The 12657-nt window shown below is 71.2% G+C and carries 12 protein-coding genes; 6 read left to right on the forward strand and 6 right to left on the reverse strand.

The features are described from left to right. Positions 1–39: 39 nt before the first annotated feature. Positions 40–1041 carry an Acg family FMN-binding oxidoreductase gene (locus tag FHR72_RS08955; RefSeq protein ID WP_183467579.1) on the forward strand — a complete coding sequence of 334 codons (1002 nt, stop codon included), beginning with the start codon at positions 40–42 and terminating at the stop codon, positions 1039–1041. Here FHR72_RS08955 and dosR read toward each other — a convergent pair. From dosR to FHR72_RS08970, 3 genes are read right to left on the reverse strand one after another with little or no spacing between them, the layout of a single operon-like run. After that, on the reverse strand, positions 1038–1688 hold the full coding sequence (gene dosR / locus FHR72_RS08960) for a hypoxia response regulator transcription factor DosR/DevR (RefSeq protein ID WP_183467861.1): 651 nt from the start codon (positions 1686–1688) through the stop codon (positions 1038–1040). The two genes, FHR72_RS08955 and dosR, sit on opposite strands and share 4 nt — an antisense overlap. Before the next feature lie 33 nt (positions 1689–1721). Next, on the reverse strand, positions 1722–2546 hold the full coding sequence (locus FHR72_RS08965; RefSeq protein WP_183467580.1) for a universal stress protein: 825 nt from the start codon (positions 2544–2546) through the stop codon (positions 1722–1724). Beyond that, positions 2540–3535 (reverse strand): Acg family FMN-binding oxidoreductase, encoded by a 996-nt coding sequence (locus FHR72_RS08970; protein WP_183467581.1) that lies wholly within the window; start codon positions 3533–3535, stop codon positions 2540–2542. Before FHR72_RS08970 ends, FHR72_RS08965 begins: the two co-directional genes overlap by 7 nt. 100 nt (positions 3536–3635) lie before the next feature. Here FHR72_RS08970 and FHR72_RS08975 point away from each other — a divergent pair, with 100 nt between their 5' ends. After that, positions 3636–5363, forward strand: a complete 1728-nt coding sequence (locus tag FHR72_RS08975) for a GAF domain-containing sensor histidine kinase (RefSeq protein ID WP_183467862.1) — start codon at positions 3636–3638, stop codon at positions 5361–5363. A gap of 440 nt (positions 5364–5803) precedes the next feature. On the opposite strand, the gene FHR72_RS26505 is transcribed toward FHR72_RS08975, so the two are convergent. Continuing rightward, positions 5804–6088 carry a hypothetical protein gene (locus FHR72_RS26505; RefSeq protein WP_260155980.1) on the reverse strand — a complete coding sequence of 95 codons (285 nt, stop codon included), beginning with the start codon at positions 6086–6088 and terminating at the stop codon, positions 5804–5806. A 58-nt stretch (positions 6089–6146) separates the two neighbouring features. On the opposite strand from FHR72_RS26505, the gene FHR72_RS08980 reads away from it, so the two are divergent. After that, positions 6147–9131: a hypothetical protein gene (locus FHR72_RS08980; RefSeq protein ID WP_260155981.1), complete on the forward strand. Its 2985-nt coding sequence runs from the start codon at positions 6147–6149 to the stop codon at positions 9129–9131. A gap of 113 nt (positions 9132–9244) precedes the next feature. Here the strand turns inward: FHR72_RS08980 and FHR72_RS08985 are convergent, their stop codons facing one another. Together FHR72_RS08985 and FHR72_RS08990 are read right to left on the reverse strand one after the other, a co-directional pair. After that, positions 9245–9961, reverse strand: a complete 717-nt coding sequence (locus tag FHR72_RS08985) for a GAF and ANTAR domain-containing protein (protein WP_183467863.1) — start codon at positions 9959–9961, stop codon at positions 9245–9247. Positions 9962–10141: 180 nt separating this feature from the next. Beyond that, complete coding sequence (locus tag FHR72_RS08990) at positions 10142–10639, reverse strand: DUF1990 domain-containing protein (protein WP_183467583.1); 498 nt, start codon at positions 10637–10639, stop codon at positions 10142–10144. A gap of 37 nt (positions 10640–10676) precedes the next feature. Between FHR72_RS08990 and FHR72_RS08995 the strand changes: the two genes are divergently transcribed. Genes FHR72_RS08995 through FHR72_RS09005 form a run of 3 tightly spaced genes read left to right on the forward strand, consistent with a single transcriptional unit; the run spans position 10677 to position 12604 of the window. Next, positions 10677–11528 (forward strand): aldo/keto reductase, encoded by an 852-nt coding sequence (locus FHR72_RS08995; protein WP_183467584.1) that lies wholly within the window; start codon positions 10677–10679, stop codon positions 11526–11528. A gap of 21 nt (positions 11529–11549) precedes the next feature. Beyond that, positions 11550–12179 (forward strand): PaaI family thioesterase, encoded by a 630-nt coding sequence (locus tag FHR72_RS09000; protein ID WP_183467585.1) that lies wholly within the window; start codon positions 11550–11552, stop codon positions 12177–12179. Further along, the gene (locus tag FHR72_RS09005) at positions 12176–12604 is read left to right on the forward strand and encodes a TIGR02611 family protein (RefSeq protein WP_183467586.1); all 429 of its coding nucleotides are present in this window, start codon (positions 12176–12178) and stop codon (positions 12602–12604) included. The genes FHR72_RS09000 and FHR72_RS09005 overlap by 4 nt, the downstream gene beginning before the upstream one ends. Positions 12605–12657: the final 53 nt, after the last annotated feature.

Below are 12657 nucleotides of genomic sequence, written 5' to 3' on the forward strand. Positions count from 1 at the left end.
CCTGGAGGGAGCAACCGACTCCGAAAGGGTGACGACGCGATGGACGGCCTGTCTCCCGGCATCGATACCGTGCGGTCCGCCCTCTCCCTCGCCCATCGTGCGCCGTCTGTGCACAACTCGCAGCCGTGGCAGTGGCGGGTGGGTTCTGCCGAGGTGCAGCTGTGGGCCAACCCGGAACTGTTGCTGCCGCACACCGATCCCGACTCGCGTGATCTGTTGTTGAGCTGCGGCGCGGCGCTGAACCACTGCGTCGTGGCGCTGGCCGCGCTGGGCTGGCAGACCAAGGTGCAGAGATTCCCCAGCCCCGCCGAACCGAATCATCTCGCAACCCTGGCGCTGCGTGCCTATCCGGCGGCCGATCTCGACGTGGCTCTGGCGGACGCGATTCCGCGCCGGCGCACCGACCGGCGCCACTACAGCTCGTGGCCCGTCCCGCACGGGGACATCGCGCTGATGGGCGCGCGAGCGGCACGCGCCGGCGTGACATTGCGCGTCGTCGACGACGTCGCCGGCCTGCGGCGGCTGGTGAACGAGGCGGCTGCCGCACACCGCGCCGATGCGGACTACCTGAACGAGCTGACGGTCTGGAGCGGGCGCCACGGTTCCACCGCCGGGGTGCCCGCGAGGAGCGTGCCGGCGACCGGTGGTCCCGGCCCGATCTCGGTGCGCGACTTCGCCGGCGGGTTGCTCCGACACACTCCGCACACCGAACCCGCACAGGACAGGGCGGCTGTGCTCGCGCTGGGTACCGCCGAGGACGACCGGCTGTCGTGGTTGCGTGCGGGTGAGGCCACCAGCATCGTCTTGCTCACCGCCACCGCGCAGGGCCTGGCGAGCTGCCTGATCACCGAGCCTCTCGAAGTGCCTGAAACCCGAGATGCCGTGCGGCGCGACGTGTTCGGCGCCGAGGGGTATGCGCAGATGCTGCTGCGGGTCGGCTGGGCGCCGGTGGATGCCGACCCGCTGCCTGCCACACCGCGTCGTGACTTGGGCGATGTGCTGGCTCACCTCGACGGGTCGCCGATGCGGTCAGCGACCTAGTCGTCGCCCACCCTGCGCTGCCGTTCGAGCTTCGACACGAACACCGCGGCCTGGGTGCGGCGTTCCATGCCCAGTTTCGCCAGCAGGCGTGACACGTAGTTTTTCACCGTCTTCTCGGCGAGGAACATCCGCGCGGCGATCTGCTTGTTCGTCAGTCCCTCGCCCAGCAGGTCGAGCAGCACGCGCTCCTGCTCGGTGAGCCCCGACAGCGGATCGGCCTGTTCGCCCTCGCCACGCAGCTTGGCCATCAGTGCGGCGGCGGCGCGATTGTCGAGCAGGGACCGGCCGGCGCCCACCTCTTTGATCGCCTTGGCCAGCTCCATGCCCTTGATGTCCTTCACCACGTAGCCGCTCGCGCCGGCCAGGATGGCGTCGAGCATGGCCTCGTCGGAGGTGAACGACGTCAGCATGAGGCAGCGCAGATCCGGCATCCGGGACAGCAGATCGCGGCAGAGCTCGATGCCGTTGCCGTCGGGCAGGCGGACGTCGAGCACCGCGACATCGGGGTCCAGCGCCGGGATGCGCGCCAGGGCCTCGGCGACTGTCCCGGCCTCGCCGATGACGTCGAGTTCCGGATCGCTGCCGAGAAGGTCGATCAGACCCCGCCGAACGACTTCGTGGTCATCTACCAGGAAAACCCTCACCATGTGCGACGTCATGCTCCTGCCGATCGGGGATGTTCACAGCGCATTCTGCGGTTCGCACACCAGTATCGAGCAGTCGGTGTCGCGCAGCGCGGAATTGCCCGGCGAGCCGACGAGTTCGGTCAGACCTCCCGGGCGTCCCCGGCCGGCGACGACGAGCTGCACGGAGTCGGCGTGCGCAGCGAGGTACCGAAGTGTGTCGCCGTTGTTGCCGACCGCGGTGATGTCGACTTCGGGGTAGCGCACGCGCCATTCGGCGAACCGCCGTTCCCATTGGGCGCTCACGTCGGGATATGTCCGGGCGGGCGTCAGCACCCATACGGGTGCCCGGCGCCGCCTGGCCTCGTCGAGGCCCCGCTGCAGGACGACCGACCCGGCGGCGTTGTCGGTGATCTCGATGACGACGGCGCGGTCGCGGCAATGGTGAGGGCGGTGGGTCCGCACGATCGCGACCGGGCAGTGCGCGGCCTCCGTCAGCGCCGCCGCGGTGGAGCCGATCCTGCCGCTGGTGGAGTGCTTGAGGCCGCGAGCGCCGATGCACAGTATCGCCGCCGAATTCGCGGCCTGGAGAAGCGTCTGCACCGGCCGGCCCTGGAGGATCTCCATCTCGATCTCGACGGGTCGCTCGGTGGCCTCCACGGCGCGGAGCGCATGCCGCATCGCGACCGCGGCAGTGGCGATGCGGCGGGCCTGCGCCTCAGCGTCGATGTCGGCGTGATCGTCACGGTCGATCACGTACACCAGGCGCAGCGGTAGGTCGCGATCGATCGCTTGATCGACGGCCCAGATCGCGGCGTCGACGGCCGCGGGGGAGCCGTCGATCCCGGCGACGACGACAGGCTTGGGAAAACTGCTCAACATGGTGCGCCTCTATGTATCTCGATCATGTCGCGGATGGGCCGCCGCGGAGTCGGCGGTGCCGGGGTGTCCATCGGCGGGGCCACCCCGACCCGGACGAGCACCTGCGGGATCGCCGTCGTGCCGAGCAGGGCGGCCACGACGTCACGTCCCTCCGAGATCTCGGTGACGTGGGTGAGGGTGCAGGACGACATCCCGGCCATCGCGATGTCGAGCAGGATTGCCGAGAGGGCTTCCCCGCAGCGCAGCACGCTGTCACGGGCGTCTCCGTCGGTGGACAGAACCACCACCCGCGCATCGTCCTCGGTGATCTCGCGGCGCCGTTCGGAATGCGTGGTGATCGGAAAGGTACGGCCCACCTCGACGCGGTGGCTTTCGGCCGCGGACAGCAGCGCGCCGCGCGGTATTCCGTCGTTTGCGGCGAATGCTGCTGTCCACCAACCGAGTTCGGATCGGTAGTCGGAGTCGTCACGGTGTGCCGCCTCGGCGAGCTGAGCCGCGCGGGCCAGCGTGTGGCGGTGTTCGTCGGCAACTGCGTCGAGGCGCACACCGCTGCCGTGGGTCGCGGCGCGCAGTGCATCCGTCAGTGCGTCCCACTCCGGCGGTGTCGCAAGCGGCAGACGATCACTGCGGCGCACCAGGATCGCATCGGCGCGCCGTCGCTGGCTGTCGGTGACGTCGGGCGCTTCGGTGAACTCGATGTGGGCGATGTGCAGCGGATCGCCTGGGTCCGGCAGTCGGCGCACGTCGGTGTCCCACCCGGCAGCGGCCATCGCGACCCGGAAGTGATCCAGAGCGGCCCCGCAGCTGATCAACGCTTCACGTCCTGCGGGGTCCGCCGCGCGCAGCGTCCGTGCGGGATCGGCGAACAGGTCGACGGCGCCCTCGGTGAGCACCCATCGCCAGGGCTGGCTGTTGTGCAGCGACGGCGCCCTGCACGCCACCGTCAGCGCCTCGATCACCGTGGCGCGCTGAATCTGTGTCGCCGGCATCGTGACCTCCCCTCGGCTCATAACTCGACACTGCCCGTCGCGGCCTACCGAATGACAGGGCCAATGGTCCCCAATCCGGGGGAGCGCCACGGGCTCGGTGATGCACCATGGTGGGGTGGGGGACACCGACGAACCCGATCCCGGCGGCGGCGTGCGCCCGATGCGGGCGACGCTGTCACAGCTGCGCCTGCGCGAACTGCTCACCGAGGTGCAGGACCGGGTCGACCAGATCATCAAGGGCCGGGACCGGGTGGACGGTCTGGTCGAGGCGATGCTGGTCGTCACCTCGGGTCTGGAGCTCGACGACACGCTGCGCACGATCGTGCACACCGCGATCGATCTCGTCGATGCGCAGTACGGCGCGCTCGGCGTGCGCGGCCACGGCCACGAGCTGGTCGAGTTCCTGTACCAGGGCATCGATGAGCCGACCAGGGGCCTCATCGGTCATCTGCCCGAAGGTCACGGAGTCCTCGGCGTTCTCATCGACGATCCGAAGCCGATCCGGCTCGAGGACATCTCCAACCACGCGGCGTCGGTGGGATTCCCGGCGAACCATCCGCCGATGCGAACGTTCCTCGGGGTGCCGGTGCGCATCCGCGACGAGGTGTTCGGGAATCTGTACCTGACCGACAAGGTCGGAGGTCAGCCGTTCAGCGAGGACGACGAGGTACTGGTCCAGGCGCTGGCTGCGGCGGCCGGGATCGCGATCGACAACGCCCGCCTCTACGAACAGTCACGAGCACGCCAGTCGTGGATCGAGGCGACCCGCGACATCGGCACCGAGCTGCTCTCCGGCACCGACCCGGCGGGGGTCTTCCGTCTGGTCGCCGACAAGGCGCAGAAGCTCAGCGGCGCGGCGACGGTTCTGGTCGCCACCACCGACGACCCCGACCAGCCGAGCACCGACGTGACGGAACTGACCGTCATCGCGACGGCCGGGGAGACGATCCCCGCGGCACACGACCCGATACCGGTGGCGGGCAGCGCGGTCGGTGAGGCGTTCTCCCATCGGACGCCGGGCAGGTTCGCGGGGGCCGACATCGGTTTCGGGACGGCGGTGGGGCCCGCCCTGGTGCTGCCGCTGCGGGCCACGGATGCGGTGGCTGGCGTGGTGATAGCGCTGAGAAACGTTGGGGAACAACCGTTCCGGGACGAAGACCTGGACATGATGGCGGCCTTCGCCGACCAGGCGGCGCTGGCATGGCAACTGGCCAGCGCACAGCACCGGATGCGCGAGTTGAGTGTCCTGACCGATCGGGATCGCATCGCGCGCGATCTGCACGACCACGTCATCCAACGCCTCTTCGCGGTGGGCCTCTCGCTGCAGGGGTCCATTGCGCGGGCGTGGTCCGACGAGGTGCGACAGCGCCTTTCGGTGTCCGTCGACGATCTGCAGGAAGTGATCCAGGAGATCAGGACGGCGATCTTCGACCTGCACGGCCGGACCTCAGGGGTCACAAGGCTGCGTCAGCGCATCGATGAGGCGGTCGCGGCGTTCCCGGGGTCCGGGCTGCGGACGTCCGTTCAGTACTCAGGTCCGCTGTCGGTCGTCGACACCTCACTCGCCGATCACGCCGAGGCCGTGGTGCGCGAGGCGGTGAGCAACGCCGTTCGCCACTCCGGTGGCACGACGCTGTCAGTCACGGTGACCGTCGACGACGATCTTTCGATCGATGTGGTGGACAACGGGACCGGTATCGCCGCGGGTGTCACTGGCAGCGGTCTGGCCAATTTGGCACGCCGCGCCGGGGAGGTCGGCGGGTCGTTTGCCGCGCAACCCGGTGCGGAGGGCGGAACACACCTCACGTGGCGCGCGCCGCTGCCGTGAACGCCGCCGCGGCGCGCTTGGCGGCTCGGATATCGCCCCGTATCTGCCCAGGTTGAGCCCGTCGGAGCCGCTTCACAGCCCGGCTCGGGCCGGTGACGGGATTGCTTCTCCTTCACAACGGTTGCATAACGGCGGTTCTGTCGCGTCGGCGATTTCCCAAATTGTCGGTTCAGTAAGCCCAGTAACTACGCGGATGTAATTCGCGCGGCACGAACGCAGAAGGACTGGGAGCACATGTCTCGGACGAAGAAGAGCATCGTCGTTGTCACCATGGGCAGCGCGGGATTGTTCTTGAGCGCCCCGCTACTGGGCCCCGCGGCCAACGCGACCCCCACCCGCGGCGGCGTGCCGTGTGTCGGCATCCTTCAGCAAATCGTTTCCCGCCCGGGCGACATCCCGCAGGCGCTGACGGACACCGCCCGCTCGTTCACGAACCCGGGTCAGCCGGCCCCGCCGGTCGTCGTTCCGCCCGCCAGCTCGTCCGTCTCCGGCGGCACACCGCCGGCGCCGCCCACCCCGCCGCGTTCTGTGGTGACCCCGTCGTCCGGCGCGACGCCGCCTGTCCCTCCGGCGCCCGGCACCCCGGCATCGACCTCGACGGGTGGGGGCACACCGCCGGCGCCGCCCACGCCGCCGGGTTCGGTCGTCACTCCGTCCTCGGGTTCCACGCCGCCGGCCCCGCCGGTTCCCGGCGTGCCCTCGGTGACGCCGACCGGCGGCGGCACACCCCCGGCCCCACCCGTGCCGGGGACGCCCGTCGGCGTGCCGGCCGGGAATCCCGGTGTGCCTACGCCACCGGTGCCCGGAGCCCCGGTGTTCGGTGACGGTGGTGCAGCGCTGCCGCCGGCGCCCCCGGTGCCCGGTGGCCCGGCCGGTGTGCCCGTCGGTCTCGGAACCCCGCCCGCGCCTCCCGTTCCCGGCGGACCCGCGGCGGTGCCCGCAGGCCTCGGGCTGCCCCCGGCCCCACCGGCGCCCGGCGCTCCGATCGTCGGCGAGGCCGGCGCCGTTCCGCCCGCACCCGGCGCCCCCGGCGCGGCCCCGCTCGCCGCGGCCGGCCCCGGCGGAGGTGGAGCCGGCGGCGGAGGTGGAGCCGGCGCAGGTGGGGCGGGTGGTGGCCTGCCCGGTGGCGGCGCACCCGTCGACGGTGCCGCCGGCGCGGTGCCGCCCCCCGGAGCGCCCGGCGCCCCCGTGGCCCCGGCAGCAGGAACAGCCCTCCCGCCCCCCGGTGCACCGGTCATCGGTGAAGCCGGTGCGGTGCCCCCTCCCGGTGTCCCCGCGCCCGGTCTTCCCGTCGGTGGCCAGGGCGGTGTGGTGACGCCTCCGGGCCCCGGCGCTCCCGGTGTTCCGGTGGGCGACAACGGTGGTGGGGCGACGCCGCCGGCGCCGGGTGGACCCGGTGTCCCCAGCGGGGGTGACGGCGGTGTGGTGACGCCTCCGGGTCCCGGTGCCCCGGGAGTCCCCGTGAGCGACCAGGCCGGTGTGGTGACCCCGCCCGCCCCCGGAGCGCCCGGCGCCCCGACCGGCGGCGGCGCAGACGTCGTCACGCCCGGAACGCCGGGCGCATCCGGCACGCCGGTGCATACGGCCATCGAGACGTTCTCGCCCCCGGCCCCGCCTGCTCCCGGAACGCCGTCGTCCGGTTCGGTCGAGAGGTTCTCGCCGCCTGCGCCGCCGGCCCCCCCGGCACCGGCGAACTCGTCGGTCGAGATCGTGACCCCGCCTCCTCCGGGTGGGCCGGGTGTGCCGTCGGGTGGTTCGACCACGTACACGACACCGCCGTCGCCGGAGATCACGTTCAACCCGTCGAACTCAGGTGTCGACATCGCGACCCCGCCTGCGCCCGGCGCACCGGGCGCCCCGTTGGAGGCCTCGGCGAACTTCACGACGCCGCCTGCCCCGGGTGTGCCTGGTACACCGGTCAATTCGTCGATCGACGCGGCCGTTCCGGGTGACGTCGGTGTTCCCGGAACTCCGATCGAGAGGTCCACGACCATCACGACGCCGGGAACCCCCGGAACACCCGGCACACCGGTGAACGCGGGGGCCGACGTGGCCACTCCGCCCGCACCCGGGGCGCCCGGCGCTCCCGTGGTGAGCGAAGCCGGCGTGTCGACCCCGCCCGTTCCGGGTGGTCCTGGTGTGCCTGCTGGTGGTGAGGGTGGTGTGGTGACTCCGCCTGCTCCGGGTGGTCCTGGTGTGCCTGCTGGTGGTGAGGGTGGTGTGGTGACTCCGCCTGCTCCGGGTGGTCCTGGTGTGCCTGCTGGTGGTGAGGGGGGTGTGGTGACTCCGCCTGCTCCGGGTGGTCCTGGTGTGCCTGCTGGTGGTGAGGGTGGTGTGGTGACTCCGCCTGCTCCGGGTGGTCCTGGCGCGCCCGTGGTCGGTGAGGCCGGACTGGCAACACCTCCGGCTCCGGGTGCTCCCGGGGCGCCCGTCCTCGACGAAGCCGGACTGGCCACGCGAGCCGGTGCACCCGGTTCGGGTGCCCCGATCGATGCCTCGGCCGGAGCGGTGACACCTCCCGGCGCGCCTGCGGCCCCGGTCTTCGGCGATGCCGGTGTGGTCGGTGGCGGTGCAGGCGCTCCCGGCGAAGGCGCCGGCGGCGCAGCAAGTTCCGGCGGCGGGGTGGCCGGTGCCGGTGCGCCGGGCGACGGCGCTGCCGGCGCTGCAGGCGCCGGTCCTGCCGGAGGTGCCCCCCTGGCAGCCGCAAACGGTGCTGCCGGTCCGGGCGGCCCGGCCGGGGCAGCGGTGCCCGCCGGCGGCCCGCCGGCCCCGCCTGCTCCCGGAGCGCCGATCTTCGGCGAAGCCGGTGTGGCGACTCCGCCGGTGCCCCCCGCCCCGGGTGGCGGTGGCGCGGTGCCCGCGGGTGTCGTGACGCCTCCGAACCCGGGCGTGCCCGGTGGTGGCGGGGGAGTTCCGGGCGGCGTGGTGACGCCCCCGAACCCCGGTGTGCCCGGTGGTGGGACGACGGTGCCCGCCGGTGTCGCGACACCTCCCAACCCGGGCGTGCCCGGTGGTGGCGGGGGAGTTCCGGGCGGCGTGGTCACGCCCCCGAACCCCGGTGTGCCCGGTGGTGGGACGACGGTGCCCGCCGGCGTGGTGACACCCCCGAACCCGGGCGTGCCCGGCGGTGGCACGACGGTGCCCGCCGGTGTCAGCACCCCGCCGAGCCCGGGTGCGCCCGGTGGCGCCACCACGGTGCCGGGCGGGGCGGGAACGCCAGGGACGCCGGCGCTTCCGCCGGGGTCGACGAACACCTACATCAATTACCCCGCGCCGCCGGCCCCGCCGACGCCGCCGAACGGAACGCGGGTCAACGCCGGTACGCCGGGTGCGCCTACCTCGGGCACCCCGGGCAGCACGATGACGATCACGGATCTGTTCACGCCTCCGGGTCTGGCCCGCACCGTGCAGAACACCGCGTCGTCGGTGATGGGCGTCACCCCTCCGGGCACCCCGCCCGTACCGGGTGGTTCGGGCTCGGTGAGCGTGGGCGTTCCGGGTCCGCCGAGCCCCATCACGCCGCTGGCGGCGACGGGTCTGTCGAACCTGGTGTCCCCACCGTCGCTGACCATCCCGTCGATCCCGGGCCTGCCGGTGCCGCTGCCCAACGAGGTGCCGGTGCCCTCCGACCTGCTCTGTGTCGGAACGGATTGGTCTGCTACACAGGGAGATTCGGCTTCGGCTCCGGCCAATGCCGAGATCCCGCGGGCACTGATCACCGGCACCGCCCCGACGGGCGATCGGCGTGACCGCTGGGACACCCAGTAGGAGGGACGCGCGGTGCGGTGGCGCCTGAGACGTCGAAGGACACTCAGGCGCCACCGGCGACCCGGCTGCGGTCAGCGCAGAATGACGATCCGGCCATCTGGCGGCCGCCGGGCTCAGCTGCCCTGGCTGTGAGCGGCCTGGGCCTGGGCGATGAGATCCGAGGCGACAGCGATCAGCGGGACGTTGGAATCCTGAGAGAGCTTGCGCAGCAATTCGAACGCCTGGACCGCATCAACCCGGTAGCGCTCCATGACCATGCCCTTGGCCTGGCCGATCACATCGCGGCTCTCGAGGGCGCGCTGGAACTGGGCTTCGCGGCGCGCGGAGTTCCACGCGACCGACGAATGCGCGGCGAAGATGAGGCCCAGCGTCCGCGACTCGGGGGTGAAGGCGTCGGGCTCTTCGGAGTAGATGTTCAGTGCGCCCAGACTCTCGTCGGCGATGAACAGCTGAAACGCCATGATCGACCGGATCGGGGTTTCGGCCAGCGCGTCGTCGCGGTACCGGGGAAACCGGTCCTCGGTTTGAAGATCGCGGACGTGGACCGTCTTCTCTTCCCACGCCGCTGTCAGACACGGGCCTTCGAGATGGCGCTGCTGGATCTTGTCGAGCAGCAGCGGCCAGTGGTGAGTCGTGGCCGGGGTGTCGATGCGCTTCGAGTTCCGCGTCAATGTGATGCCGGCGTACTGCGCGCCTGGGATCTCGGCGGCCGCGTGCTCGGCCAGCTCGGCAACCACCGTGTCGGAATCGGTGTCAGGTCTGTTGTGCAGGCCCTGCACCAACTCGGCCACACGCAGATGTGCGGCCTCCACGTCGGCTGAATCGTTCACCGTCACCGTCCGATACTCACGCGTCAATAAGGCTCCTTAGGCTACCGCCACGACCGCGGTGAGCGCGCGGATACTCGATGTCGCATCTGTGACCGTTCGGGCGCTGAGCGGTGCGAAAGCCTGCGCCGGACAGTCGCCGCCGGAGGGGCCGGCCCCGCCCGGCGCCGTCACAGCGAAGTTTCAGAGTGCCCGCAGGTAGCGGTTCGTGACGAACTGCTGCACCAGAGTGGTCACCGGGGAGGCCAGGCGACTCCACCAGGTGGCATGCCGGCTGAACGCGGTGACCTCGGCGTGGACGTCGCCGGTCTGCGGGTCGAACCGCACCACGAAGCGCTCCTCGCCGCACTCGGCGTGGCCGGGCAGCGTGCCGTAGGCGAACCCGCGGCGGTCCGGTTCGTCGACGACGTAGACGACGCGGCACGGAGCTGCCACGGGGCCCAGGTTGACCAACACGTCGGCCCCGACCGTTGCCTCCGGCGCGGTGGCCTGCACGCGCAACCCCGCGCCACGCAGCATTCCCCAGCGCAGGCCCTCCGCGGCGGCCTGCTCGAAACGCTCACGCCCGGCGCCAATCACCGCCGACCGCTGCACGTGGCGGTAGCCGGAGGGCAGGTCGCCCGCGGTCGCCCCCACCTCGGGGTACGTCAAATCCCTGCCTGCCAGGTCCGTCAGCTTCACCCTGTCAGCTTGACACCGTCCGCGTACCGTCGGTGCGGTGACCTCCTCCACGTTCTCCCTCGGCGGCGATCTCACCGTCAACAGACTCGGTTTCGGTGCGATGCGCCTGACGGGCCAGGGGGTCTGGGGCCCTCCCGCCGATCGCGACGAGTGCCTGCGCGTCCTGCGGCGCGCGGTCGAACTCGGCGTCGACTTCATCGACACCGCCAACTCGTACGGCCCCTACATCTCCGAGGAACTGATCCGCGAAGCGCTGCACCCCTACGACGGCGTCGTCATCGCGACGAAAGCCGGTCTGCTGCGGACCGGTCCCGACCAGTGGCCGGTTCTGGGCTATCCGGCGTACCTGCGCCAGGAATGCGAGATGAGTCTGCGCCGGCTCGGCGTCGACACGATCGACCTGTTCCAGTTGCACCGCATCGACGACAAGTTCCCCGCCGAAGACCAGATCGGTGAGCTGGCGACGCTGCAGCAGGAAGGCAAGATCCGCCACATCGGGCTCTCGGAGGTCTCCGCCGACCAACTCGCCGCAGCGCGCGACGTCGCGACGATCGTGTCGGTGCAGAACATGTACAACCTGTCGATGCGGGGCGCCGAACCCGTCCTGGAGGCGTGCGAGGACCACGGCATCGCGTTCATCCCGTGGTTCCCCCTGGCTGCCGGACCGCTGGCCGCCCCGGACGGACCGCTGCAGCGCATCGCCGCCGACCATCACGCCAGCCCGTCACAGTTGGCGCTGGCATGGCTGCTCGCACGTTCGGAGGTGATGCTGCCGATTCCGGGCACCTCGAAGGTCGCCCATCTGGAGGAGAACGTCGCCGCCTCCCACATCGAGCTCACCGACGACGAATTCGAAACGCTGAGCAAAGCCGGCGCAGCCCAGAGCTGAGTCACCCAATACGGTGTGCTGGTGAGCACCAACGATGCGGTCGAGGCACACCCCGGGGGAGGCTTCAACCCGCCCGAGCCCACCCACCACGGCGGGCCCGACTACGGACGCTTCGTGGAGGCGGTACGCGCCCTGCAGGACCACGCCCGCGCGGCCGATGCCCCCGACGCGGTGATCACCGAAGCCGCCGACCTGATCGAGAAGGTGTCGGCGATGCTCGCCCCCTACGACGCCGACGAATGGTCCTCGCCGTCGGGCCGCAGGATGGATCTGCCCAATCGCGGCAACATCCTGGGTGTGCCCGTCGACCTGCACCTGACCGATGACGGCCGGATCGGCGGCACCGCGCGATTCCGGCGCTTCCACCTCGGCCGCAACGGCGCCGCTCACGGCGGGGCGGTGGCGCACCTGTTCGATTCGCTGCTGGGGTTCACGGCGTTCAAGCTCAGTGAATCGAAGGCGCAGCGGACGGCGTTCCTGCACGTCGACTACCGCAAGATCGCGCTGGTTGAGAGGGAACTGCAGGTCGAGGCGGGAATCGACGACATCGTGGACCGCAAGATCTTCGTCTCCGGGCGGCTGCTCGACGGTGAGCACGTGCTGGCCGAGGCGCACTCACTGTTCGTGAAGTTGAAGCCGGGGCAGCCGTGACGGACAGCGGGCGGCCGGCGTTCGCGCGCCGGTGGGCGCGGTGGCGCGACCGGTTGCGGGAGAATCCCGCGCTGGACCTGTCCTACCGCATCGGGGTCGGCGTCGTCGGACTGCTGGTTCTCGGCGCCGGCATCATCGCGATCCCGTATCCCGGACCGGGCTGGGCGATCGTCTTCGTCGGCCTGGCGATCCTGGCCACCGAATTCGAGTGGGCCAAGAGGCTGCTGGGCTATGTCCGTCAGCGCTACGACGCCGCCATGGAGTGGTTCAAGCGTCAGGGACTGTGGGTGCAGGCGCTCGGCGCCCTGTTCACCGCCGCGATCGTCCTGGGCACGCTGTGGCTGTTCGGCGTCGTCGACTTCATGGGGGAACTCGTGGGCGTTGAGCACCCGTGGATGGATAGCCCTATTGGTATCGGGGACTGAGGTGTGGCCCCGATAGCATGGTCGCGGTCCATCCCGACCCGCACGATCGTCTG

Origin of the sequence: Mycolicibacterium iranicum (assembly GCF_014190915.1) — a bacterium.
Classification (GTDB): domain Bacteria; phylum Actinomycetota; class Actinomycetes; order Mycobacteriales; family Mycobacteriaceae; genus Mycobacterium; species Mycobacterium iranicum_B.